19 protein-coding genes and 2 pseudogenes are annotated in these 26,020 nt (G+C 56.1%); 11 read left to right on the top strand and 10 right to left on the bottom strand.

Annotated features, from left to right (window positions below):
* The first annotated feature begins 210 nt into the window (after positions 1 to 210).
* Positions 211 to 552 carry a hypothetical protein gene (locus DBV39_RS03060; protein WP_108620304.1) on the top strand — a complete coding sequence of 114 codons (342 nt, stop codon included), beginning with the start codon at positions 211 to 213 and terminating at the stop codon, positions 550 to 552.
* A gap of 70 nt (positions 553 to 622) precedes the next feature.
* Here the strand turns inward: DBV39_RS03060 and DBV39_RS03055 are convergent, their stop codons facing one another.
* On the bottom strand, positions 623 to 1,906 hold the full coding sequence (locus tag DBV39_RS03055) for an AI-2E family transporter (protein ID WP_227870788.1): 1,284 nt from the start codon (positions 1,904 to 1,906) through the stop codon (positions 623 to 625).
* A gap of 636 nt (positions 1,907 to 2,542) precedes the next feature.
* On the opposite strand from DBV39_RS03055, the gene trxC reads away from it, so the two are divergent.
* Positions 2,543 to 2,980 carry a thioredoxin TrxC gene (gene trxC, locus DBV39_RS03050; RefSeq protein ID WP_108620303.1) on the top strand — a complete coding sequence of 146 codons (438 nt, stop codon included), beginning with the start codon at positions 2,543 to 2,545 and terminating at the stop codon, positions 2,978 to 2,980.
* Between the two features lie 164 nt (positions 2,981 to 3,144).
* On the opposite strand, the gene pyk is transcribed toward trxC, so the two are convergent.
* From pyk to DBV39_RS03025, 5 genes and pseudogenes are all read right to left on the bottom strand, one after another.
* Complete coding sequence (gene pyk, locus DBV39_RS03045; RefSeq protein ID WP_108620302.1) at positions 3,145 to 4,587, bottom strand: pyruvate kinase; 1,443 nt, start codon at positions 4,585 to 4,587, stop codon at positions 3,145 to 3,147.
* 362 nt (positions 4,588 to 4,949) lie between these two features.
* Positions 4,950 to 6,809 (bottom strand): phosphoenolpyruvate carboxykinase (GTP), encoded by a 1,860-nt coding sequence (locus DBV39_RS03040; protein WP_108620301.1) that lies wholly within the window; start codon positions 6,807 to 6,809, stop codon positions 4,950 to 4,952.
* Between the two features lie 436 nt (positions 6,810 to 7,245).
* The gene (locus DBV39_RS03035) at positions 7,246 to 8,418 is read right to left on the bottom strand and encodes a glycosyltransferase family 4 protein (protein ID WP_227870787.1); all 1,173 of its coding nucleotides are present in this window, start codon (positions 8,416 to 8,418) and stop codon (positions 7,246 to 7,248) included.
* A 187-nt stretch (positions 8,419 to 8,605) separates the two neighbouring features.
* Positions 8,606 to 9,472, bottom strand: a pseudogene (locus DBV39_RS03030) (UDP-2,3-diacylglucosamine diphosphatase); the annotation flags it as partial.
* A 213-nt stretch (positions 9,473 to 9,685) separates the two neighbouring features.
* Positions 9,686 to 10,129 (bottom strand): acyl-CoA thioesterase, encoded by a 444-nt coding sequence (locus DBV39_RS03025; RefSeq protein WP_227870786.1) that lies wholly within the window; start codon positions 10,127 to 10,129, stop codon positions 9,686 to 9,688.
* Between the two features lie 599 nt (positions 10,130 to 10,728).
* On the opposite strand from DBV39_RS03025, the gene DBV39_RS03015 reads away from it, so the two are divergent.
* From DBV39_RS03015 to DBV39_RS02980, 8 genes and pseudogenes are all read left to right on the top strand, one after another.
* Positions 10,729 to 11,277 carry a TRAP transporter small permease gene (locus DBV39_RS03015; protein WP_108623053.1) on the top strand — a complete coding sequence of 183 codons (549 nt, stop codon included), beginning with the start codon at positions 10,729 to 10,731 and terminating at the stop codon, positions 11,275 to 11,277.
* A gap of 69 nt (positions 11,278 to 11,346) precedes the next feature.
* Positions 11,347 to 12,621 (top strand): annotated as a pseudogene (locus DBV39_RS03010) (TRAP transporter large permease); the annotation flags it as partial.
* Positions 12,622 to 13,160: 539 nt separating this feature from the next.
* Positions 13,161 to 14,585 (top strand): aldehyde dehydrogenase family protein, encoded by a 1,425-nt coding sequence (locus DBV39_RS03005; protein ID WP_108623052.1) that lies wholly within the window; start codon positions 13,161 to 13,163, stop codon positions 14,583 to 14,585.
* 86 nt (positions 14,586 to 14,671) lie between these two features.
* Positions 14,672 to 15,400, top strand: a complete 729-nt coding sequence (locus DBV39_RS03000) for an alpha/beta fold hydrolase (protein ID WP_108620297.1) — start codon at positions 14,672 to 14,674, stop codon at positions 15,398 to 15,400.
* A gap of 531 nt (positions 15,401 to 15,931) precedes the next feature.
* Positions 15,932 to 17,572, top strand: coding sequence for a BCCT family transporter (locus tag DBV39_RS02995; RefSeq protein ID WP_227870785.1), 1,641 nt, complete (start codon positions 15,932 to 15,934; stop codon positions 17,570 to 17,572).
* Positions 17,573 to 17,728: 156 nt separating this feature from the next.
* Complete coding sequence (locus DBV39_RS02990; protein ID WP_108620296.1) at positions 17,729 to 19,585, top strand: DUF294 nucleotidyltransferase-like domain-containing protein; 1,857 nt, start codon at positions 17,729 to 17,731, stop codon at positions 19,583 to 19,585.
* A 33-nt stretch (positions 19,586 to 19,618) separates the two neighbouring features.
* On the top strand, positions 19,619 to 20,386 hold the full coding sequence (locus tag DBV39_RS02985) for a 3'-5' exonuclease (protein WP_227870784.1): 768 nt from the start codon (positions 19,619 to 19,621) through the stop codon (positions 20,384 to 20,386).
* Between the two features lie 76 nt (positions 20,387 to 20,462).
* Positions 20,463 to 21,416, top strand: a complete 954-nt coding sequence (locus tag DBV39_RS02980) for a DMT family transporter (protein WP_108620295.1) — start codon at positions 20,463 to 20,465, stop codon at positions 21,414 to 21,416.
* Between the two features lie 40 nt (positions 21,417 to 21,456).
* Here the strand turns inward: DBV39_RS02980 and DBV39_RS02975 are convergent, their stop codons facing one another.
* A complete protein-coding gene (locus tag DBV39_RS02975; RefSeq protein WP_108620294.1) occupies positions 21,457 to 21,888 on the bottom strand; it encodes a DUF6691 family protein in 432 nt (143 codons plus the stop codon).
* Between the two features lie 11 nt (positions 21,889 to 21,899).
* Positions 21,900 to 22,337: a YeeE/YedE family protein gene (locus DBV39_RS02970; RefSeq protein ID WP_108623049.1), complete on the bottom strand. Its 438-nt coding sequence runs from the start codon at positions 22,335 to 22,337 to the stop codon at positions 21,900 to 21,902.
* A gap of 735 nt (positions 22,338 to 23,072) precedes the next feature.
* Here DBV39_RS02970 and DBV39_RS02965 point away from each other — a divergent pair.
* Positions 23,073 to 23,936 carry a substrate-binding domain-containing protein gene (locus tag DBV39_RS02965; RefSeq protein ID WP_108620293.1) on the top strand — a complete coding sequence of 288 codons (864 nt, stop codon included), beginning with the start codon at positions 23,073 to 23,075 and terminating at the stop codon, positions 23,934 to 23,936.
* 32 nt (positions 23,937 to 23,968) lie between these two features.
* Here the strand turns inward: DBV39_RS02965 and DBV39_RS02960 are convergent, their stop codons facing one another.
* The gene (locus DBV39_RS02960; RefSeq protein WP_108620292.1) at positions 23,969 to 24,595 is read right to left on the bottom strand and encodes a LysE family transporter; all 627 of its coding nucleotides are present in this window, start codon (positions 24,593 to 24,595) and stop codon (positions 23,969 to 23,971) included.
* A gap of 584 nt (positions 24,596 to 25,179) precedes the next feature.
* A complete protein-coding gene (locus DBV39_RS02955) occupies positions 25,180 to 25,971 on the bottom strand; it encodes a 2-keto-4-pentenoate hydratase (protein WP_108620291.1) in 792 nt (263 codons plus the stop codon).
* Between the last annotated feature and the right edge of the window lie 49 nt (positions 25,972 to 26,020).

The following is a 26,020-nucleotide window of genomic DNA, read 5'->3' as shown; positions in this document are numbered from 1 at the left end:
TTGTCTGCCCTTGCGCCATGCGTGTCGTACTGAAAATTATCAAACCATCAAACTATCGCGTTTGCGGTACTCGAGTGTATCGATGAACGATCGCAGTTTATGTTGAGCTTGACGGCACTGACATTGCTGGCATACGGGCGTCGCGATCAAAGGCTCGGTCCCGTTCGCCACAATCGGTCGCCCTTTCTGATCAAATTAACGGAGAATTGAATGATCGACGGTTTCACCGCGGCACGCATCGATGGACTGCCCGAGCACCTGCTCGAGGTCCAGCTGACCCAGACTGACCCGGAACCTGGTGAAGAAGCAGCGAGCCTGACTGTCATTCTTGCCGAAGGGCCACCCGACCCCAATGCCCTGAGTTACCTGATTCCAAGAAGCGTCTTTGAGCGCGAGCATCCGGTTCACGTCGGCGCGCTCGGTCACAGCGACGAGAATCTGCTGTATGCCATGTATGAACTGCTCGAGGTCATGAACGCAGACGACGTTGCCGTATTCCTGTGCGAGGATGCAAAGATTGTCGAGCAGGTCAGCAAGATCCTGCTCGAATGACAGCAGACTGCAGTGAGGAGTTTTGCCGAGACAAAAGCCCGCTCATCGCACAGCCTGCGTCCAGGATGGGTCAGCGATCCTCTACCGTCTCGCTGATTTCCTGATTCATCACCCGGAAAAGATCCCATGCCACCAGAAACAGCACGGCAATCAACGGGCCCGCAATAAAGCCACTGATCCCGAACATGGTCAATCCGCCCAGCGTGGAAAGCAAGACCATGTAGTCCGGCAGACGGGTGTCCTTGCCCACGAGCACGGGTCTCAACACGTTGTCAACCAGACCAATCACCAACACCCCGTAGGCGCCAAGAATGGCACCTTTGGCAATATCACCCGTCGCCAGAAAGTAGACGGCAACGGGCCCCCAGACCAGCCCGGCCCCTACAGCCGGCAGCAGTGACAGAACCGCCATCACGGTTCCCCACAAGGTCGCCGAGGCGATACCCAGTGCCCAGAAGATCAAGCCCCCGAGCGCGCCCTGGCAGATCGCCACCACCACATTTCCCTTGATCGTTGCACGCACAACGGTTGCAAACTTGCTCATAAAGCGTGCCTTGTGCTCCATGGCCAGGGGTAGCGCATTGGTAACCAGGCCAGACAGCTTCATACCATCGCGCAACAAAAAGAACTGCAGGTAGAGCATGATGCACAACTCCAGTACGAACATAAACGTGTTCTGACCGACGTTTATTGCCTGGTTGCCGACCAGACGCACAGCCTGGCTGGCAAAACGCGAGATGTAGCTCTTGATTGTTTCAACATCATCCAGACCGAGTCGCTCAAACCAGGGCATCATGCTCGGCGGGACAGCGTTGACTAGTTGTTCGTACGCATCACCCGCCCTGAAATCACCATCCTGAACCTGCTGATAAAGATGAATCAACTCGGTGATCACTGACTGTGCGACAAACGAGACGGGCATCAGCACAATCACCACGGCAGCCAGCATGGTGAGCAGTGTGGCAGCATTGGGCCAGTTTGGCATGACCCCGATGAGCCATCGCTGCATTGGAATGAACAGGATGGCCAGCACAATTGCCCAGAAGATCGCACCGGCGAACGGAATGAGCAACCAGACAAAAGCGGCCGATACAGCAACAAGCAGAATCAGAAACGTCCGGATCTGCAGAATGGTCGAAGACAAGGCAATCCCCTGATGAATTCTTGTAATGCGAAGCATACCAATACCCACTTGCCTGCGACCGGTTTTGTGCGCAAATACTTGAGCCGAAAACGACAATCCAGGCAATTGCACGCGAGGCCAGTTCCAGATCAACCAGTGTCCTTGCTGTTTTCTCCTGCCGAAGAGATCTGATCCGGGCGACGAATACAACAACAGCGAATGTTGTGACATAGGCCAGGCGCCTTTCAACTGCCGCACGGTTGATCAAAATGAACTCTCCCGCTATTGCCAACCCGCCTGGGCGGTTGCCAGACACCTCGAGTAACCCGCCATATCCCTGAAAACGCTGCGTAACCTATTGAAATGTATTGTTCTGATTTTCACTGGCCGAGGCTGTTCGAGGCGAACTATCGTGGGGGCTTCGCGGGTAACGGGTCAGGGGCAGAGGTCCAGTTGACAGAACCCTGGCGACCGTACGTGCCGGCATCGATGCCCAAGGGATCGAAGGGCGCGCCCGCAAAGCTCCTTCAAAAAGCCTTCTCAAAAGGCAGGACAAAAATCAAATCGCCGGCATGCTACCCCCGCATGCCACCCCGCTTGCCACCCACATGCCCCCGGCGCGCGCCCTCCTGCCCGGTCGGCTGCGCCTGACTGTTCGCACGCGAACCAGTCAGACCAGGAAGGGAAATGCGCGGGCAAGTGTTCAATCGTCAGAATACAGAGACCTTACTTGCCTGATGATTACGCTTTGCTTTTTGCAAAAAACAATATATATTTACATGAAATGAATGAGTCCCTTAAGAATGAGTCACTTAGTCCTCGTGATTCACTCTTGCTCTCTCAACCAACACCGTGACGGGAAAAATCATGCAAGTTAGCTGCCCGCATTGCCGTAAAACGAATCGTGTTCCTGCCGACCGGGTTGCCGACGCACCAAACTGTGGTGCATGCGGTGAACTGCTCTTTGGAAAAGTGGTCGAGCTTGATAGCACCGCCCTGCAGGAAATCATACGGCAAGACAAGATACCTGTGATCGTCGACTTCTGGGCGCCCTGGTGTGGCCCCTGCCGGATGTTTGCGCCCACTTTCGAAGCGGCGTCCCGCCAGCATGCAGGCGAGGTACTTTTCGTTAAAGTCAACACCGAAGACGAGCAGCAGGCCGCGGCCGCACATCAGATCCGCTCGATCCCGACCCTGGGTGTGTTTCTCGATGGCAAAGAAACCGGAAGAGTCTCAGGTGCATTGCCTGCATCCCAGCTAGAACAGCTCGTCAAACAGGTCAAGACACAGAAACAGGCTCACTGAGAGGGTTCGCCCCTAATACCAGATCCGTTTTGAAGCGCTTTTGGTCAATGAAATCAAAAGCCGGTCTTCACTGCGCTCATGAGTCAGGGACAGGCAATCACGATCAGCAAACAGGGGATGACGCCGCAACCTGCACCTGCCCCTGTTTGCTTGTCAAACGAGAATCAGACCGATCCGTCTAGCCAGGTCACACGGAGCAGATTGGTGGTGCCAGACACCCCGAACGGTGTGCCTGCTGCGATGAGCACGGCCTTGCCAGGCTCCCCGAAGCCATGTCTGCGAACGGCCTGCGACGCATGATGAACAATCTCGTCTGAACTCCTGACATCCGGGGATTGCGTGGAATGCACCCCCCAGACCAGTGTCAGACGCCTGGCCACGGACAGATTGGGCGTCATGCTGAGAATCGGGGTGCGAGGACGTTCGTGCGCGACCCGTAGGGCCGTCGCGCCCGATGAGGTGTAAGCGACCGTTGCGGCCACAGGCAAAGTTTCTGCAATGGTTCGAATCGCAGCGGAAATCGCATCGCGAGCAGTTACCTCACGTGCTGACTGGACCGCCTGCATGGTCACTCGCTGCATGGGATCCTGCTCTGTTGCACGCAGAATGCGATCCATCATCGTCACGGCCTGCACCGGATACTGTCCTGAGGCAGACTCGGCCGAAAGCATGACGGCGTCAACGCCGTCATAAATGGCACCTGCGACGTCGCTGACCTCGGCACGCGTGGGAACGGGCGAAGCAATCATGGACTCCAGCATCTGGGTAGCCACGACCACTGGTTTGCCCACTTCCCGGCATACACGAATAATTCGTTTTTGCAGGATGGGGACATCCTCTGGCGGCTTCTCCACACCGAGATCGCCACGCGCGACCATGACTGCATCCGATGCTTCGACAATAGCCTCCAGGCTTTCGATTGCTGCGGGCTTCTCGAGTTTGGCCATCACCCAGGCCCGCCCTGCGACCAGCGCCTTGATTTCTTCGATGTCCTCAGCCCGCTGGACAAATGACAGGGCAACCCAGTCGACCCCGAGCTCCAGGCCGAATGCCAGATCAGCGCGGTCTTTGTCGGTCATTGCCGATAGCGCCAGAAGCGCTCCCGGGACATTGACGCCTTTGCGATCAGACAGCACACCATCATTACAGACTTCGACACGCGCGCTTTGGGCGTCGCCATGCAGGACCTTCAGACGAACCTTTCCATCATCGATCAGGAGATCGTCACCGGGCTTGACGGCCTCGAAAATGGGCGGATGGGGCATTGGAAGGCGTTCAGCAGTTCCGGGTGCGGGGTCCAGATCCAGCGTCAATACGTCCCCGCGTTTGACGGCCAGACGTCCACCTTCGATCACTCCAAGCCTCAGCTTGGGGCCCTGCAGATCCATCAGAATACCCACAGGCCGGTTGACCTCACGTTCAATCTGGCGCACCAGTTCGTAACGTTTACGGTGGTCTTCATGTGTGCCATGGCTGAAATTGAACCGGAACACGTCAACGCCCGCATCAAAGAGCGCTCGTATCGTGTCAGCATCACTGCTGGCCGGACCGAGGGTTGCCAGGATCTTGGCATTGCGGGCACGATGCGAAATCGCGTCAAGCTTCATTCTCTTCTCCGGCCAGACCCGGGGTCTGGCGTTAACGCATGAACTGGGGGACTATTGTTGAGTCCCCCGCGTTGACAGCAATCGGGGGCTGACTTTGCACCACGACGAACCGCAGGCAAAGTCTCGCAAGACTGGTTAAATACTGGCTATAAAAAGCAGGACTGAGTCAACACTGACTCAGTCAATCATCGTTCAGACGGCGTTCAGACTGCGTTAAGACGGCGTTCAGGCAACATTCACTCACTCCTCAGTTTGCTGGTGTCAAGAATCCGCCTGACCTGGCATCAGCCATCTGGCTAGCCAGGTCGTCATCGAGTTGTCACTGCTCACAGCACCTGATCAGGCACAACAGATCATCCTGATCAGTTCGTCGTTTCGTCGGTCAGACGCTGCTCAAGGCGAACCCGGATATCGAGCAGCACTTGTGGCAGTCCGTGCGAGAGTTGCTCAAAAAGTTCGTCGTGCAACCGGAACTCTTTCTGCCAGGCCTGTGGATCGATCGAAGTGATGCGATCAAACAAGTCCTGCGAGAAATTCATGCCGGACCAGTCCAGATCTTCATAACGTGGCGTGATGCCAAAGACGTTCTCGGCACCGGTCGCGTTGCCTTCAATACGCGCCAGCATCCACTTGAGAACACGCGCGTTCTCACTAAAGCCCGGCCATACAAAACGGCCCTCCTCGTCGGTTCTGAACCAGTTCACACAAAAGATATGGGGTAACTGGGCATCACATTTCTGCATCTGCTCACCGAGTTGCAGCCAGTGAGCGAAGTAGTCCGCCATGTTGTACCCACAAAACGGCAGCATGGCGAAGGGGTCCCGGCGTACCACGCCCTGCTTGCCCATGGCCGCCGCGGTGGTTTCTGACCCCATGGTGGCGGCCATGTAAACGCCCTCTTCCCAGCTGCGCGCCTGGGTCACCAGCGGGACCGTGTTGGAGCGACGTCCGCCAAATACAAACGCATCGATCGCCACGCCAGCCGGATCGTCCCAGGCATCGTCGAGCACCGGATTCTGGGTTGCACTGACTGTGAAACGTGCGTTCGGATGCGCAGCTTTGACACCCTCGGCACCCTGCTCTGGCGTCCAGTGGTTGCCACGCCAGTCAATGCAGTGCGCCGGAGGCGTCGATGTCATGCCTTCCCACCAGACATCACCGTCATCAGTCAGGGCCACGTTGGTGAAAATCACGTTCTCTTTGAGTGTGGCCATGCAGTTGAAATTGGATTTCTCGTTGGTGCCAGGTGCTACCCCGAAATACCCTGCTTCCGGGTTGATCGCGCGCAGCTTTCCATCAGCGTCAGGCTTGATCCAGGCGATGTCGTCACCGATAGTGGTGATCTCCCAGCCCTGCTGTGCGAGCTCGGGCGGCGGAATCAGCATCGCAAAGTTGGTCTTGCCGCAAGCCGAAGGGAATGCGGCGGCAACGTGGTACTTCTTGCCCCAGGGTGCCTTCACACCCAGAATCAGCATATGCTCAGCCAGCCACCCAGGATTCTCACCGCTGGCGGCATCAGCGCGCCCCATCGTTGACGCAATGCGCAGTGCAAAACACTTCTTGCCCAGCAAGGCGTTACCGCCATATCCGGAACCATACGACCAGATCTCGCGCGTCTCAGGAAAGTGCACGATGTACTTGGTGCTGTTGCATGGCCACGCGACATCAGACTGACCTTGCGCCAGCGGTGCACCCACACTGTGGACACAGGGAACAAACAAGCCGTCTTCACCCAGAACGTCATAAACCGCACGGCCCATGCGAGTCATGGCGCGCATGTTGACTACGACATAGGGAGAATCGGACAGTTCGATTCCAATCTGCGCAATCGGTGAGCCCAGCGGCCCCATCGAGAACGGGATGACGTACATGGTACGACCCTGCATGCAGCCTTCAAACAGCTCGTCGAGTCTGGTACGCATTTCGGCCGGATCGATCCAGTTGTTAGTGGGGCCCGCGTCCGCCTGCGAGGGTGTACAGATGAACGTCCGGTCTTCGACTCGCGCCACGTCGTCGGCTGACGAACGTGCCAGGAATGAATTCGGACGTTTCTCCTGATTGAGTGGAATCAGTGTGCCAGCTGCCACCATTTCGGCGCACAGGCGATCGTATTCTTCCTGTGAACCGTCACACCAGACCACCTGGTCGGGACGGGTTTTAGCGGCGATCTCGGCCACCCACTGAATCAGGCCTTCGTGCTTGACATAATCTGGTGCGTTCATCTTTCAGTTCCGGTCTAGGCTTTGCAGTAAATTGGTAATCTTATCACTGCAAAACCCTGTGTTCACTTTTGATGAACCTGAGAAATCGCATTTATGACCACTTCGAGTGATTGCTCGCTGTATGACATCCCTCGATGACCTCCCTGATTGTTTCAATCAGGGCTTCAGGCAAGCACACCAGACAACGGCATCGTGCCAGGACGCTGACCCTGTGGACCCGTGTTTGCGTGCGACACGGCAATGAAACGCATTGAAGACGCAAGCCTGACCATCTCTATTGAAGCGTCAGGGAGGATTGTGAGCCCGCATCAGCAAACGCCAGTACAGAGCGAACACCCGTAGCGAACAAGGTGCTTTCTCTGACCTCATCCCTCCCGAATGATTGCTACCGCGTTTGGCACCAGTCGTATACCCCAGTCACCGCAGTCGCCGGGCTTCACGATGCCACTGACGCTGCTCGCATGGGACGCAATGCCAGGAGGAACTGCAGGCTCGCATCGCGCCAGTTGAACTGCGCAGCACGCTCCAGGGCAGCACTTCTGGGTATTTTCAGACAGGCCAGACAGGCTTGACGCAGGTTCTGATCCAGTACGCCAGCGCCGCTCTTTCCCACAACATCCAGCGGACCTGGAGCCGGAAATGCCGCAACCGGCAATCCGCACGCCATGGCCTCTGCCATCACCAGTCCAAATGTGTCAGTCAGACTCGGAAATACAAAAACATCCGACTCGCTATAGACCTGCGCCAGATCGTCTGGATCCAGCATGCCCAGGAACCGGGCATCCGGGTATCTGGCTTTGAGAGAGGCAGCTGCAGGACCGTCACCCGCCACCCATTTCACTCCGGGCAAGTCCAGCGACAGGAACGCCTCGATGTTTTTCTCGACGGCAAGTCTGCCAGCATACAGAAAGACAGGCGCGCTCTTGTTCGGCGATACGCTCTGCGAAATGCGCGGGTAAAACACATCATGATCCACGCCTCGCCCCCAATGGGCGATCCGGCCGAACCCACGCCGATGGAGCAAACTCACCATTGAGAGGCTCGGCACCATCACTGCTGCGGAGCGCTGGTGAAACCGGGCCAGAAGACGATAGGACGCACCGACTGGCAACCCCGTACGGGCTCTCACATACTCTGGAAAACGAGTGTGATAGGCGGTGGTGAAATGCCAGCCATTTAATACAGCCCCTCGTCGTGCGCACCACCCAAGTGGACCTTCAGTTGCGATGTGGAGCGCGTCAGGCGCGAGGTCCTCGATCATTCTGGTCACCCGGGCAGGTGTCGTCAGCGACAGCTTGATATCCGGATAGGTGGGGCAGGGAATCGTCCTGAATTGTTGCGGCGAGAGAATCTGGACATGTACCCCCATGCGTTCAAGTTCCCGCCTGGTGTTGTCAATCGTTCTCACCACGCCGTTAACCTGCGGCGCCCACGCATCGGTGACGATCAGAATACGCCGCGGGCGAGTCTGGTCGCTCGAGTACATGACCGGGTGGCTGGCTAACCGAGTGGCGACAAGGCGGTCACCATGACCAGAAAGCACGCCTCCTTCTGATTGCTGTAATGCGGCAACTGCCGGCCGGTCATACTTGAGGGTGCACTCAGACATGCTCAACTCCTCGACCCTTGCAGGCTGATCCGGACTGCGAGGCTTTCGTCCCAGACTGCCCACCTGAGCACCGTGTTGAATCGTCAGCCTTCTGGCCTGGCGCCACGGGTGGTGCGACCGCGGCATCAAAGAGTCGTCCCGAACTTTCCGGAGCACTCTCAGATGATTCGTGCTCATCATGGCCGAACGGGGACTGCTCGGGCCCGGTTGCCTGGTAGGGCCAGTGGACCAGCTTGAGCTCTCCCTCGTGTGTCTCGACCAGCGCGCACAGGCTTTCCACCCAGTCACCATCGTTGCAATAGAGAATGCCGTCAATTTCACGAATCTCGGCTTTATGAATGTGACCGCACACCACCCCGTCAAAGCCGCGCCGCCTGGCCTCGCGCACCAGCACAGCTTCGAATTCGGAAATGAAGGACACCGCGTTCTTGACTTTGTGTTTCAGATACTGCGAGACCGACCAGTACGACAGTCCCATCCGGTGGCGCACACGATTAAATCCATCATTGATTCGCAGAACCAGTGTGTAGAGCGTATCCCCGAGGTAAGCCAGCCATCGAGCATGCTCGATGATCCCGTCAAAAAAATCACCGTGTGTCACCAGAAACCGCCGGTTATCCAGGGTATGGTGGACCGCCTCGTTGACGATCCGGATGTCCCCGAACGCGAGCCCTGCGAACTGCCGGAGCACCTCGTCATGATTGCCCGTGATATAGGTCACCTTGGTGCCCTTACGGGCCTTGCGCAGCACCTTCTGCACCACATCGTTGTGCGATTGCTTCCAGTACCAGTGTTTTTTGAGCTGCCAGCCGTCGATGATATCGCCGACCAGATACAAGTTCGAGGACTCGTTAAACCGGAGAAAGTCCAGCAGATACTCTGCCTTGCACCCGGCCGTTCCAAGATGCACGTCCGACACCCAGATTGCCCGATAGTGGGCGTGCTGTCGGGGCATGGTGACCGGGACTGTGACGGCCATCTTCCGGGAGCTAGCCTCGCCCTGACCGAATTGTGCATGAGCCTTGCCGGCAGTGGCAGGAGCCAGGTCGCACATGCCTGAGCGGCGTTCATAAGTGTTCATGACCGGTATCGTGACCGGTCAAAATGACAGTGGCGTGTCAGAAATGTGACGATTCCTGGACAGGAATCAGCAATGCGTCTGAATCGACTTGATGCATTGCAGCAGGCCACTTCGGTGGTGATGGAAGATGGCACTCGACGTGACCGGCACCAGTCCTGCAGGATCGGTCACACTCTTCGATCCGGATCAGCGCTGCCCACCGAGTTCGACCGGCGTGCGCTCGAACGCAAGCACCTTGTCTCGCCATGACTGTGGAATGGGCTCACTTCGCTGCGCTTTGACATCCACATAGACGTACACCATCTCACCCGTGGTCAGGACTTCGTCGCCTCTGAAAATTCCGATAAAAAACTTCAGGCTGGAGTTGCCCAGATACGACACACGCACGCCAATCTCAAGCGTGTCGTCATAACGGGCGGGCGCCAGATAGTCGACAGACGCCTTGCGCGCAAAAAATTCCCGTCCGCTTTTCTGGCGCTCCAGACCACCTGGCAGATTCAAGTGCCTGCCATACTCACTGATGGCGATATCAAAGTAGGTCAGATAATGACCGTTAAAAACAACCCATTGAGGATCACACTCGACCCAGCGAACTTGATGTGGAAACAGAAAGACAAAATCAGATTTCATTGATAGCTCCAGCATGCCCGGTCAGTTTGTCCAGGCTGGCGGGCCTGCTCCAGGCCGCCTGAGATCATTCACTTTGGGGTTAAGCCCAATTCAGTACAGTGATTCGAGCGCCTAATATAGTGCGTTACATCTTTTCTGTTCGCAGCGGCAAGGCTTTCAGACAAGGTAAGGACTTCAGAAACTCGGCCTTTGGCTGCGTAGTCAGTCTGGTCAAGTGGGCATCACCTAAGGAAAACGCAAGGCCTGTGTGCGGTTGATGTGTGATCGATGTGTGATGATCGATTTATGCTCGTCGTTCTGCACGTGTGGCGCATCTGTGGTTCTCGTCTTTGGCGTTGAGTCTGGCCGATGTACGGATTCGTCCAGAGACACTTTGTCCGGACGATATTTAGGATTTTGAAGCAAGTCTTTGTCGAAACCAACGGGCTGCTGTTCGTGACTAGCGCCCTGATTTGTGCCTGCATGTCGTCGTGGCATGGTCTATCGAGGACCCTGACCCAGTTGCGACATGACTGGCAGAACAGTCTTGCTGAAAAGTAGTGCTGAATTTTGTTGATGGGTCTGGCTGGACCTGTGCATTTAACCTGGAACCTGGTCAATTGAGAAACACCATCCTCTTTGTAGACAGACTCGTGACCGGACTGTCGCTACACTTGGCGAGTCTGCTGCTGGCCATCATCAGTTGCCTCGGTCTCTGGCAGGTCACGACACGTTTTCTACTCTCGCAGCCTTCAGTCTGGACCGAAGAAATTATGCGACGCCTTCTGATCTGGTGTGTGATGCTAGGCGTCGTCGTTGCCATCCGGCAAGGCTCGCTGATTTCAGTTGACTTGATGATGCGTAAGGCACGTGGCACCTGGCGCAAGGTCGTACGCTCAATCGTCTGCTGCGCCAACATCGGCTTTCTCGGAACCATCCTCTGGTTTGGCGTTTCCCTTTCCTGGCGAGTCAGATTTCAGACATTCGCCTCGGTGGATCTGTCCATGGCCTGGGCTTATGCGGCGGTGCCCACCGGGGCGCTACTGGGCATTCTCGCCACCATCGCCTTCTGGATAGATGAGCCCCGCCATGAAGACCCGCTTGCGGACAACCCTGAGATCCTGAAACTTGATCCTACCAGCAATCAGGCAGGTGCTCATGCTCGCTGATCAGCCACACATGCTGGCAATGACTGATTGCGTTTCGAACGCATTTGCTTACCTGACGCAGGTTTCACCATGCCGTTAACCCTTCTGATTACCATGCTGCTTGGATTCGCGTTCAGCGTGTCCATTGCCGTCTCGATTGGTGGGTCAGCCGTCATTGGCCTGGCTCTGTTTGACCCGGCACGCCTGATCATCGCTCCCAAGGAAATGTTCACGGCAATCGACAAGTTTCCGCTGGCGGCGATTCCGTTTTTCATACTGGCTGGAAACCTGATGCAGGTAGGAGGTATTTCCTACCGGCTGGTGGATTTTGCCAAGAGTCTGGTGGGCGGAGTGCAAGGCGGCCTGCCCATGACCACCGTGCTCACCTGCATGATTTTTGCAGCCGTATCAGGCTCATCGGTCGCAACCACCTTCGCCATCGGTGCGATCCTGATTCCCGCACTCGTCAAACACGGGTACCCGCGTCCGTATGCCGCCTCGCTACAGGCTACCTCGGCCGAACTCGGCGTGGTGATTCCGCCATCAATTCCCATGATCCTGTTTGGCGTGGCAGCGGAAGTCTCCATTGGCGAGTTGTTTATCGCCGGTATCGTGCCAGGCCTGCTGATCGGCTCGGCACTGATGCTCTATATCTACATTGACTGCAAGATCAAAGGCTGGGGCAAGCAGGACCGCGAGGGCCGCAGCAGTGTGCTGGTTGCGACCCGCAAGGCTGGATGGGCCCTGTTAATGCCGGTAATCATTCTCGGGGGCATCTACGGCGGCATCTTCACGCCTACTGAAGCCTCGGTTGTTGCAGTTTTCTACGCACTGTTCATTGGCTTTGTCATGCACCGCGAGCTAACAGTACGCCAAGTCTATGCGGTGCTCAAGCAGTCTGTCATCACCAGTGCGGTGATCATGTTCATCATTGCCAATGCCGGCCTGTTTGCGTTTCTGATCACTCGCGCCGGGATCCCGGATGCGATTGGTCGCTGGCTAGTGGAGGTGCTGAGTTCACCGGCAATGTTCCTGATCGGTGTCAACGCGGCGCTGTTCGTGATCGGCATGTTCATCGAGACATCGGCAGCCATCATTGTGCTGGCGCCTATTCTGACCCCGGTTGCCATCTATTTCGGAATCGATCCGATTCATTTCGGGATCATCATGGTGGTCAACCTGGCGCTCGGCATGATCACGCCACCATTTGGAGTGAATTTGTTCGCAGCCTGCACTGTTGCCAGAATTTCGCTGGAGCAGGTCATCAAGTCACTGATCCCGTTTGTGCTCGTGATCATCACCTGCCTGATGATGATTTCTTACTTTCCGCCCATCAGCTTGGGACTACGTGACGCTGTTTATGCGAGTGACCCAGCTCCCGCTCCCGCCCTCTCCCCCAGTAGCGTACCGGCCCCGGGTCCCTCTCCTGTCGGTCCTTCTCCTGTTGGTCCTTCTCCTGTTGGTCCTTCTCCTGTTGGTCCTTCTCCTGTCGGTCCTTCTCCTGTTAGTCCCTCTCCTGTTAGTCCCTCTCCTGTTAGTCCCTCTCCTGTTGGTCCTTCTCCTGTTGGTCCTTCCCCTGTCGGTCCTTCTCCTGTTGGTCCTTCTCCTGTTGGTCCTTCTCCTGTTGGTCCTTCTCCTGTCGGTCCTTCTCCTGTCGGTCCTTCTCCTGTCGGTCCTTCTCCTGTTGGTCCTTCCCCTGTCGGCCCTTCCCCTGTCGGCCCTTCCCCTGTCGGTCCTTCTCCGGTCAGCCCATCCAGCCCTCGATAGGTTTTTCAATCATGCATGAACAGAACAACAATCCAGTCCTGAAGCATCCTGAGCAAGCCCAGTCTCGAGATGCTGGATCAACGGCAACCCGTCCCCAGACAGAAAGCAAAGAACCTATTGATATCACGCATGAATTGATGATCATCGGCAAGGAAGCCGTCAGCGCGAGCGACGGTGAAACTATTGATGTTCTGGACCCGTCAACGGGAGAGACTTTTGCGACTGTTCCCTTTGGAACCGAGCGCGATGTCGACAAGGCCGTACGCACGGCACGTCAATCCTTTGAGACGGACTGGGGACATCTGACGGCGACAGAACGGGGCCGCATTCTGATGAGCTGGTCAAACCTGATTCTGCGCGATCTCGAGAAACTGGCTGAGCTCGAGTGCCGAGATACGGGCAAACCCATCAGCCAGGCAAACAGCGACATCCGGGCGTGTGCGCGCTACTTTGAGTACTACGGCAGTGCAGCTGACAAAATCCATGGACAGACCATTCCATATTCCCTCGATACCAGTGTGATGGCCATCCGGGTTCCGCTTGGTGTCACTGCCCACATCATTCCGTGGAACTATCCCGCCCAGATTTATGGGCGCAGCGTGGCGGCATCCCTCGCGGCTGGCAACGCCTGCGTATGCAAGCCGGCCGAGCTTGCGTGCATGACACCACTTGCACTCACCCGGCTTGGCATCGAAGCCGGATTGCCGGCTGGCGCGTTGAACATTGTCACCGGAGATGGCGCACGAACGGGCTCGGCTCTCGCCGCCCATCCCGGGATCGACCACATCTCTTTTACGGGTTCAAACGCGACCGGCTCCCACGTCGCACAGGCTGCTGCGCGTAACCATGTGCCTGTGACACTTGAACTCGGTGGCAAGTCACCCCAGATTCTGTTTTCAGACGCCAACCTTAAAGAAGCCATCCCTACCGTCGTAAACGCCATCATCCAGAACGGCGGACAAACCTGCACGGCTGGCAGCAGGGTCCTGATACACCGTGATATTTACGACGAAGTCATCGAGACACTGGCAGCAAGAATTCGCGAACTGACGGTTGGACCCGGGGCATCTGATCCGCACTGCGGACCGCTGATCAGCGGTCCGCAACGCGATCGCGTCCAGCGATTTGTGAAGCTGGCTGAGTCGGACAAACTGCGTATCGCTGCCAGCGCCAGCCTACCCGATGACCTTCCTGCTGGTGGTTTCTATCTGGCACCCATGCTGATCCACCGGGTGCCGCTTGAACATCAACTCGAGCAGCAGGAGATTTTTGGGCCGATACTGACCGCCTATTCGTTTCGGGACGAAGACGACGCAGTCAGTCTGGCCAATGGCACGCCATATGGTCTGGCGGCAAGTGTCTGGACCCAGGATGGTTCACGGGCGCTTCGTGTAGCGCACCGCATTCAGGCTGGCCAGGTGTTCATCAATAATTACGGCGCCGGTGGCGGCATCGAACTTCCTTTCGGCGGGGTCAAACATTCTGGACACGGTCGAGAAAAGGGGTTTGAGGGGCTGTTGAGCTTCACGACAATCAAGACGATCACAACCCGGTACGCCTGAGTCATACAATCCGCGTTTCAGGCAGGATCCGTCATGTAGCAAGCGTGCCGGCGGATCTGATCAGAAACTCGCAAGGAAATTTCTCCATGACCGATATTCAGAAAAAACGGCCCTTCGTGCTGGTCCACGGTGCTTGCCACGGTGGCTGGTGCTGGAAAAAACTGACGCCCCTGCTGCGTGCCGCCGGCCATGACGTCTACACCCCGACCCAGACTGGACTTGGCGAGCGATCTCACCTGCTACAACCGGGGCTGGGACTCGATGTCTTTATCGATGACATCGCCAACCTGATCTTCTGGGAAGATCTGCACGATGTCATTCTGGTGGGTCACAGCTTTGGTGGAATCACCATCACCGGGCTGGCTGATCGCATGCCCGACCGAATCTCGCAACTGGTCTACCTGGACAGTCTGATTGTGCAAGACGGCGAGAGTCCGTTCGACATTTTACCGCCAGCAGTCGCGAGGGCTCGTCAGGAGGAGTCTCTTGCAACCTCTGGCGGACTGACCATGGCGGTTCCTCCACCAGAGATGTTCGGCGTGACGGACCCGACCGACGCCCAGTGGTTGCGTGAACGCTGCACCCCACATCCGATGTCAACTTACGAAGACCGCCTGCCTCTGAGGCATCCGACTGGAAATGGTCTGCCGACCACGTATATTGCGGTCACGCCATATTACGGGCCGACAACCTCGAGTCGGGAGTACGCGCAATCCCGCAAAGACTGGACCTACATCGAGATGCAGGCAGGCCATGACGCCATGGTGACGCACGCGGAAGACCTCGCCAGACTGCTGCTGGCAACTCCGGATTGAACCCGCACCAAGTGATCCTGACCAGTCTGACGCACCCTGGCCTGCTGAAAAGGTCCAGGCTGGCAGACGCTAGCCCGGGCTCGTCCGCAAAATTTGACTGTGGGCGTGAATGTGGTTTGGACGGGGTGCATGGGCGCATGCCAGGGCACCGTTATAGCAAATTTGCAACAAGCCTGCACAGCTGTTTTGATTTGCACCAGCAAAATGATTCGGACAGTTTCAGTCCGACAATCTGATCATCTGGTCGGTGCTCGCTATTGCACTGGATGGAAAGCAAACAACCTTCTGAATGCACCCGCCTCAGGCTTTACCCTCGAAACATGGCTTAAATGCAGGATCGAACTATTAGTGACATGTAACCTCATGTTACCGTAAGGCACTTTTGCGTTCCGGCCGTCTGACCGAAGCCAGTGCTCTGGGGAGTCAGTCCTTGATCAAGGCAGCACCTCAAAGCGTCCTGCGCAACGTCTGGATCCGGCACTTTACCAAGAACCTGTGCCCACCTAGCGGCGCTCTCACGGAGGTCAAATCGTGACTGACACCAAAAAGGACCCCATGGTTCCAGATGGGGACGTCAACCCCATCAATACCGACTACACAGTTGGTCAAGACAATATTGTCATGAACGTCGGACCGTTTGGTCTGGATATTCACAACCGGGTGTTTGCCGTCTCGGCTGCCATGGTGATTGCATTTGTCGTTCTCACTCTGGCATTCAAAGATCAGGCCGAACCGATGTTTAGCAGTCTTCGGGGATGGCTAACCTCAAACCTGGACTGGTTCTTCATCATTGCTGGCAACATATTTGTCATCGTCTGCATCGTGATCGCCATCTCGCCATTGGGCAAGGTCAGGATTGGCGGCACCGAAGCCAAGCCAGACTACTCTTACGCAGGCTGGTTCTCCATGCTGTTTGCAGCTGGTATGGGTATTGGTCTGATGTTCTACGGCGTGTCCGAGCCGCTGGCACACTTTGGCACCGCCATGGGCGGCACAACCGTTGAGAACGGTGCCAGAACCGACTGGGCGCCACTGGGTGCCGCTGCAGGCGATGCCGCTGCTGCTCAAAGTCTGGCCATGGCAGCAACGATCTACCACTGGGCGCTGCATCCCTGGGCGATTTACGCCGTGCTTGCGCTGGGTCTTGCGATTTTTTCATTTAACAAAGGTCTGCCCCTGACCATCCGCTCGGTGTTCTACCCGTTGCTCGGCGAGCGGGTCTGGGGCTGGCCAGGCCATGTGATAGACATTCTGGCGGTGCTGGCGACCATGTTTGGTCTGGCGACCTCACTGGGACTAGGATCTTCTCAAGCTGCCGCTGGTCTGCACTACCTGTTTGGTCTGCCGCTTGGCGACACCATGCAGATCCTGCTGATCATCGCCATCACAGCGATCGCGCTGTTTTCTGTTCTGGCGGGTCTGGATGCAGGCGTCAAGCGACTGTCCGAGATCAACATGGTCCTGGCCGTCGTGCTGCTGTTTTTTGTGATTTTCGTGGGTCCAACGCTCGATATCGTGAAGGGCTTTTTCAGTAACCTGGGGGCCTACGTCAGTTTTCTGCCAGAGCTGAGCAACCCGTTCGGACGAGAGGACGCAAACTTTTCTCAAGGATGGACCGGGTTCTACTGGGCCTGGTGGATTTCATGGTCACCCTTTGTCGGCATGTTCATCGCACGTGTGTCGCGTGGACGGTCTGTGCGGGAGTTCATTGTCTCGGTCCTGATCGTTCCTTCACTGGCCTGCGTACTCTGGATGACCGTGTTCGGTACCACCGCCATCAGTCAGGTCGTCAAGCAGAAGTATCTGGCTGTCACTGAAGGCGAGCTCCCGCTGCAGATCTTTCTGATGCTGGAAGCATTGCCGCTGGCACAGATCACATCGTTCATCGCCATTATTCTGGTAGTCGTGTTCTTTGTCACCTCGTCGGATTCCGGCTCACTGGTGATTGACGTGATTGCCTCAGGTGGTAAAGTGGAATCTCCAGCGCCTCAGCGGGTGTTCTGGTGCACTTTCGAAGGACTGGTCGCGATTGCGCTGGTCATGGGTGGCGGTCTCGTGGCCTTGCAGGCCATGGCGGTATCAACCGGATTTCCATTTACGTTGGTATTGCTGGTCGCTACGGCCTCGCTCATCAAGGGTCTGATGAGCGAACCTCGCCCAGGCAAGCCCTGACCCAAACAGCCCAGGTCGTCTGTTTGACCCAGGGTGTTACCTTGAGGGACTTGTGGCTGCAACATGCATCACAAGTCCCTCAGAATTTGACCTGACCTGTCACTCACTCATCCTCTGCCTCCTCCGTTTCACGAAGATCACCCAGCAAGGTAAGCCATGGAAAGCGAACAACTCGAAATTCTCGACTTTCTGCAGAAACACATGCCCTACTCTGCGCTGCCGGAGGATGTACTCAAGGATGTGGCACGCGCAGTCGACGTTCGTTACGCCAAATCGGGCACCGCAATCTTCCAGTTTGGGGAACCACTGCATCACTGGTTCATTGTTCGCAGCGGTGCTGTCGAAATTTACAGACGTGATGGTACGCTCTATAACCGACTGAACGAAGGTGGGCATTTTGGAGAGTCCGGGTTACTTCAACGACGCACCGTCCGCTATCCGGCGACCGCAATCGAGGATTCTCTGCTCTACGTGATTCCCGACAGCCTGTTTCTGGAGATCTTCGAGAATCACGAGGCTTTCGCGGATCTGGTTGAAGTCAAAGACAGCACTCGCTTGCGAACAGTTGTGTCAAAGTCCGAGCAGGCCAACGAGCTGATGTCCACACAGGTCGCCACGTTGCTGGCAAAAGAGCCTGTTTGCACCCAAAAAGAAACCAGCCTGATGCAAGCCGCCAGCATCATGAGCGAACACGGCGTATCGTCGCTGCTCATCACCGATGCAGAGCGAATGGTGGGTATCGTCACAGACCGGGACATTCGCAACCGGGCTGTTGCCAAAGGCTTGTCCTACGAAACCCCTGTTGCCGAGATCATGACGACCGACCCCGTGTCGGTCAAGGCAGACCAGTTAGCCTTCGAAGCCATGCTGGCCATGCTGCATCACAACATCCATCACCTGCCAGTGGTCAAACACGGTCGACCCATGGGGGTGCTGGCCCTGTCCGACATCCTCCATTACGAGTCTCGCAACAGTCTGTTTGTTGTCAGCCGGATATTTCAGCAGCAGACAGTAGACGACCTTGCGACACTGCTACCTGAAGTCCAATCAAGCTTTGTGCGCATGGTCAAACAGGATGCCAGCTCGCACATGGTGGGTAGTGCCATGGCAGCGATCGGCCGTGCACACAAACAGCGACTGCTCGAACTTGCACATCAGGAGCTTGGGCCGGCACCGGTTCCATACTGCTTTCTGGCAATGGGCAGCATGGCACGTCAGGAGCAACTGATCGTGACCGATCAGGACAATGCGTTGATTCTGGACAACCGTTTCAATCCAGACCAGCACGACGCTTATTTTGAAAGTCTTGCACGCTTTGTCAGTGATGGTCTGGCGCGCTGTGGCTACACCTATTGCTCGGGTGGCGTCATGGCCACCAACAAGAAATGGCGTCAACCCCTGCACGTCTGGCAGCAGTATTTCTCCGACTGGATAGAAAAACCCAGTCCGCAGTCACTGCTTGACAGCAATATATTCTTTGACCTTGAAGGCGTTTACGGGAGCAATGATCTGGCCGAAACGCTGCGTGCACTGATTGCACGCAAGGCCAAGGGCAACAGCCGGTTCCTCGCGTCCATGGCCCGCAACGCCCTGCTTCGCACACCGCCCATCGGATTCTTCAAGGAGTTCGTAGTCGAAGCTGATGGCCGCCACTCCCGAACCATCAACATCAAACGCCGTGGCACCGCACCATTGACGGATCTGATCAGGGTGCATGCGCTGGCAATCGGATCGAGGGCACGCAACTCTTTCGAGCGCATCGATGACATCGAGCAGGCCCAGATCCTTCCGCGAGGTCGCGGACAGGACTTGCGGGATGCGCTTGAGTTCATTTCGATCACCCGTGCTCGTCACCAGGCGGAAGAAATCGCCAACGGCCAGGAAGCAGACAACAGCATCGAACCCGACAATCTGTCGGATTTTGATCGCAAGAGCCTGCGTGATGCGTTCCTGATTCTGTCAAACGCTCAGAAATACCTGAAGTTTCGCTACCAGCCCAATCGGGCCAACTGATTCCGGTTTAGCCCTTGTCGTAGGAGAATCCATTTGTTACACGGCAGCCTCTTGCACCTTCCGCGCGAACGCAACAACATGCCCGAGACTGGATCAATCGACTGGAAAGGCCGGTTCGAAGCACTCGCCAGACAAGCGAACGACCCGCGTCTGCGTGCGTATTACGAAGCAGGCATGGTCAGTGGGCAGACACCCATCAAGGACGTTCCACTGATGGCCATGGATGTGGAAACCACAGGTCTGAATCCCGCCAGGGACGGCATCGTCAGCATCGGGATGCTGCCCATGACTCTCAGGATGATCGAGTCAAGCAAGGCGCAACACTGGATCGTCCAGCCGCATGTGCCGCTTGCCGACGAATCGGTGACACTGCATGGAATTACCCACTCGCAGGTCGAGAACGCGCCGGAACTCCTGGAAGTGCTGGGCCCGCTCCTGCAAGCCATTGCCGGTCACGTCCTGGTGGTGCATTGTCGCGCGATTGAACGTAACTTCCTGAATAATGCGCTCAACCGGCTAATCCACGAGCCAATCGAGATGCCCATGATCGATACGATGGAGCTCGAGGCACGCCTGTATCGCAATCGCAAACCCACTGGCAACTGGTGGCAACGCCTTTTCCGCAAAGAGACCGTCAAACCTGTTTCGATCCGGCTGGCCGACAGCAGACGACGTTACGGCCTGCCTTTCTACAAACCACACAACGCAGTCACTGATGCGCTCGCCACGGCAGAACTGCTGCAGGCGCAGATTGCGCACCGGTTCAGTGAAGATAGTCCACTGGACGAACTCTGGCACTGATTTTGACAAGCATGCCATCTCAAGACATTTTCACGGCCCACCACTCGCCAATTCCTTCAACCATCTAATAGTGCACATGCCTTCCCACTCCAGTCAGCTTGGCGCGAGCATGCTCGCTATTCATCTGGTCGCGTTTCTATTTGGCATGACGGGTATCCTGGGTAGCCTGATCGAGGCAGATCCCAACACGATCACCTTTGGTCGTGCTGCATTTGCCGTTCTCTCTTTGTCTCCCCTGCTACTTTTACCAGCACTTCAGTCCTCACGCCAGTCAAGCGCCCCGCAATCATCTTTGCCCGAGGAGCAAGTGGATGACTCGCACTGGAGCCGTCTACCGGCAAGGTTGCAACTGATTGGATACACAGGATTATCGGGTCTCTTGCTGGCGGTGCACTGGGTCACATTCTTCATGTCGGTCAAGATCGCAGGTGTCGCACTCGCAACCCTGGGGTTTAGCAGTTTTGCGGCCTTCATCACCGCGATTGAATGGGTGATCGCTCGCGGTCAGATCAGCCGGGCCGACTGGCTGCGCACACTAGGGGTGACCTCCGGCCTCGTACTGATGACACCTTCTTTCAACCTTGCTGACGAGAATACTTATGGTTTTCTGCTCGGACTGGCCAGTGGGCTGTCGTTTGCCGCGATGGCCGTCGTCAACAGCAGAAAACTTGCAGGGCAAAACCCGATCCGGATAGCCAGGAACCAGAACCTGATTGTTGCCCTGCTACTTCTGCCGCTGGCATTGACGCATCTGCCCAGGATATCTGTCGTTTCCTGGATGTGGCTGGCCGTCCTGGGCATTCTGTGCACAGGACTCTCACATTCACTGTTTGTTTACAGCCTGAAGCGACTGCGCGTCAGTATGGCCGGCCTGGTAGTTGCACTGGAGCCTGTCTATGCGATCGCTGTCGCCTGGATGCTGTTTGCACAAGTCCCACAAGCCCGCACCCTGCTGGGCGGCCTCTTGATTGTGGGCTCCATTCTGGGCGTGAGGGCCGCCACGGCCTCGAGAGATCACATCAGAAAGTAGACAGTGCCACCAGTCACTGTCTACTAGCGCAAAGCGACTTTCAGGCGGGCCGACGCTGCGTGAGCGCCTTGTAGGGATGGTCGTGAATCAACATGCCGGCAATCATCGCCAGCACAAACACGGCAGCTTTCTCGTAGCCGGCACCAAGTGCCACCAGTGCCGGGCCGGGACAGAAACCAGCAATCGCCCAGCCAGCCCCGAATATAAATCCGCCTGCTACCAGCGAAGAATTGATGTCCCTGGAAGTCGGTAGTTGCAGCTTTTCATGATAAATCGTCTCACCACGCGACTGAATCCAGTGAAACCCGACAAATGCAACCGGGATGGCACCCAGCATCACAAAACCCAGACTGGGATCCCAATCCCCAGCAATATTCAGAAAGTTGATCACCTTGGCGGGATTGCTCATCCCTGAAATGATGAGACCGATCCCAAAAACCAGACCAGAGACAAATACCAGCAGTGTTCTCATTGAAAGACCCCTCAGAACAGGTGATAAACGACGTAGGCCGTCACAAAACCACTGACCATGAAACTGGCTGTTGCCACCATGGAACGCGGCGAAGCACGTCCGATTCCGCACACAGCGTGCCCACTGGTGCATCCCGACCCCATTCGAGTACCAAATCCGACCAGTAATCCAGCCAGTATCAGCATTGGATATCCGGTATCGATCTGCGATGCTGGCATCGCAGTGAAAAGGCTGTACACCAGACTCGAGACAAGAATGCCCAGCACAAAAGCGATACGCCAGCCATAGTGGTCCTGCGAGGTGTTCGAGAACTGAAACAACCCTCCAAGGATTCCGCTAATACCTGCAATTCGCCCCCGGAATACGATCAGCATGACAGTCGACAGACCAATCAAAATGCCTCCACCGAGCGACGCCCATGGCGTGAAGTTCGCCCAGTCAATCGTCAAACCTGCACTCACCTTGACACCTCCTTAATTTGATCAGCTCTATTGCTTTACCCTGGCCGCTTTGTCCTGCGTTCTGCGTTTCCGTCGGATCGCTGAAACCGATGCAGGTCCAGTCACCTTGAGTACCTGGAACGCCGGGAACACACAATGACAAACACAAAATCCGCCCAAACACATTATATTATTATTAACTATTTTCAGATAGATCAAATATGACTAATAAATGATTAATCAAACACTTTCGTATACTTTTTTCCAGATACAGACCTCACGGAACACCTGGCTTATATCACTCCAACTATCTTATGCCCTTGCCGCTTCCTCGATCCGTTCGCCCAATGCATCGGCCAAACTCCCGCAATCGGAGCACCCGACACCGCAAGCACCTGCGATCGAAACGTAGCGATCTCGCAACAACTTCTCTTGATTGTCCAGCCACAAAGGCTTTTACCCAGCCCCCCTGACCTGCGGAAACAGAAACAAATGCTGGAAGAATGCGACAAAAACATGTGCGCTGTACACACCGCCTGGCCCCGACTCGAGTGCCTCTCAGGTACCACTACAGTGATGGACCAGAGATCACACCACGCACACACGACACCCAGAAAGATGCAACATCATTCGTCGTCAGCACTACAATAAATTCCCTTTCCTCCTCGTTCGGGCTGATCCAGACCGTTCGTTTCGACTTTTTCGATGGTCTCTGTCTTGTGTCAGTAATGTGATTGGTCTGAAATGATGCTGCATTCGAATCCAGTGACGAACAGCCAGAGCAGATGGCTTGCATCCATGGCGGTGCTGATAGCGGCCTGCATGCTCACCGGCAAGATGGTCGCAGCACAGCCACTTAGCATCTCGGTGTCTTCAATGCATATACCGGTCATGGAAAGAATTGCTGCACAGTACAAGAGACAGACCGGCGAGACAGTCACACTTGTTCCTACCCGTCCCCCCGGCGCTCTGACAGAGCGTGTGCAGTGTCTGGAGACAAGACATCTCCGGGAGGCTGGAGCACACTCAGAGGCACAATCCTGTCAGGATCGCACGGACATCACGATCTCAGCCCAGGACTGGCGTACCGAGAGTGTCAGGCCAGGTGGTTCCGTGATTTTTGCGATTGCACAGATTGCGCTCTGGAGCCCCGACCCGGCCCTGATTGATCCCAGAGGAAACGTACTGCAAGCAAGAAACTTCGACTGGATCGCAGCCCCCTCTCCCGAATCGGACCCGTTCGGCAAGGCGGCGTTTGCTGTCCTGATCAAAGCCGGCGTGCTCAATCGCATCAATCACCGTCTGTTGTACCTGCCTGATTCACAGAATGTCTACGCATCGATACTTTCGGGTCAGACCCGTCTTGGGTTCATTGCGCTGCCCCAGGTCTGGCGTGACGGACAACTGGTTGAAGGCTCGCTCTGGATTCCGCCACTTGACTGGTACCCGGTGATTGCAATGACAGCATCTCTGGCTCCAGACACGACAACTGACGACCTCAGACGCGTTGCCGCCAACCGCTTCCTTCGATTTTTGCTACAGAAACCGATCCGGCAAATTCTGTTGATGCACGGTTATCTCACACCTGCGGGCCTGGTGTCCTCATGATGGCCGCCGGGAAGCTAGACTCGCGTACGCGATCAGGTCCGCCGAAAAAGGGACAGCGACAGTCCAGCCAGAAAGAAGAGCGACCCGAACGACCGATTCAGAAGCTTGACGTGTGATGGCTTTCTAAGCAGATGCAAAAGACGGGACGCCAGGGCGGTGTACCCTGCCATCACGACTGCGTCCGTAAACGCAAGCGTTACAGCAATCACCAGGTACTGACTGGCCAGCGGCTGGGCAAGATCCAGAAACTGCGGCACGATAGCCAGCAAAAACACCGTGCCCTTCGGATTGACCGCGTTGATCATCCAGCCCTTCAGTATCAGTTTGGAGGGTCGAGTCGTGCGCATACCGGTTCGCTCGAGTGCGACTGCCTGTAGCGGTGCGCGCCACTGAGCAATGCCAAGCCAGATGAGGTAAGCCACCCCTAGCCATTTAACGATCTCGAATGCCAAACCAGACGTTGCGACCACTGCGCCAAGACCCACCCCAACCAGCACGATCTGCGTCATGATGCCCAGAATCAGTCCTGCAGTCATCCAGTAACCTAGCCGAAAACCGTGACTGATACCGGCATTCATCGCCGCAATAGCCCCGGCTCCCGGGGAAATGCTGATTGCCCATGAAGCTGCAAACAGTGCAAGCCAGGTGGAAAATTCCATGTTGATTTGTCTCAGTGAACTCGCTGACAGAAGATCAGTAGATGCAGTACAGGTTCAGAAAAAAAGGGGATCTGAAAATGCAACTTGCATCTACTTGCATCTTTAACCGGGAAACGAGAGCAGCCAGACCCGGGGCAGGCAAAAAACCTGTCCACAGGGCGCGTGGCGCGCAATACGGAGTGAGACCACGGTGTAAAGCAAGACTCGATTTTACTTGCAGCCAGGCAAAAAATCTCACCTGAAAATCAAATCGATTAGTGGATCAGGATATGAACGCAAGCCCGGACAACGAGGAAATGAACTCAACAAACGGCTACCAGAGGCATGGTTGACTCGTTTTTCGGGAATAAGAAACAAGCTTGATCTCATATCTGGAATATCTGCAGAAAGACTTTGACGCCATGCAGACCGCGTCTAAAAACTAATGAAGATAATCCTCTGGATCGCCTGGACGGGACTCTGGATGAGCAGGCCATGCCAGCGATCTGCATGACAGACGTGGTGGCCTGAAAAATACCACGCGGATCAAGGGGGGCTCAATGTGTCATCGATTTGAGTTTGAGATCCCCGTCCAGCCAGATAGCCTACACAAAGCGACATCCGACCCGACCTAACCCGCCGATATTGACCTCCACCAAGTCACCAGCCTTGACGGGCACCATCGGTCCCAGCGACCCGGAAAGAATGACTTCTCCTCTACGCAAAGGTTGATGATTTCGCGCCATCAGACAAGCCAGCCAGTAGGCCGATCGGAGTGGATGACCGAGGCATGACGCACCGCTGCCAAGCGAAACAACCTCGGAGTTCACGCGCATCTGCATCCCGACATCAGCCAGCGAAACCGCATCAACCGCCACGGGCTGGTCACCCAGCACGTACAAGGCACTTGAGGCATTGTCGGCAACGGTGTCGTACAGCGTGATGGCCCAGTCCTTGACCACTGAGTCGACAATCTCGATCGAAGCGACCGCATAGCGGATACTCAGTAGAAACTCTCCCCAGGTCGGTTCAATCTGGTCGACATCCTCGCCAAGGACAAACGCGATCTCGGCCTCAACCTTGGGCTGAATCAGTCGGGAAGTGGGAACGTCATCACCGTTCATGTATTCCATATCGGAGAACAAAACCCCGAAATCCGGCTGATCGACACCCAGTTGCTGCTGAACGATTCTGGAGGTCAGTCCGACCTTTTTGCCACTGATTCTTGCCCCGGATTCAAGGTGCTGACGCGTATTGATCTGTGCGATCGCGTATGCATCCTCAAGCGTCGCAATCCCGAAAGTCGACGAGACCGGATTGATTGCATCCCGGTTCCTGCGAGCCTGCGCAATCGCGTTTGCGGCATCAATCAGATTGGAATCATCAGCAACAGTCATGGGCACTCTCCATAAAAGCCATATCGGCGCAACACCAGACCAGTGTCGC

Origin of the sequence: Orrella marina (genome assembly GCF_003058465.1) — a bacterium.
Taxonomy (GTDB): domain Bacteria; phylum Pseudomonadota; class Gammaproteobacteria; order Burkholderiales; family Burkholderiaceae_B; genus Algicoccus; species Algicoccus marinus.
The sequence above is the reverse complement of the archived record's forward strand: the minus strand, read 5'-3'. Positions and strand labels throughout refer to the sequence as shown.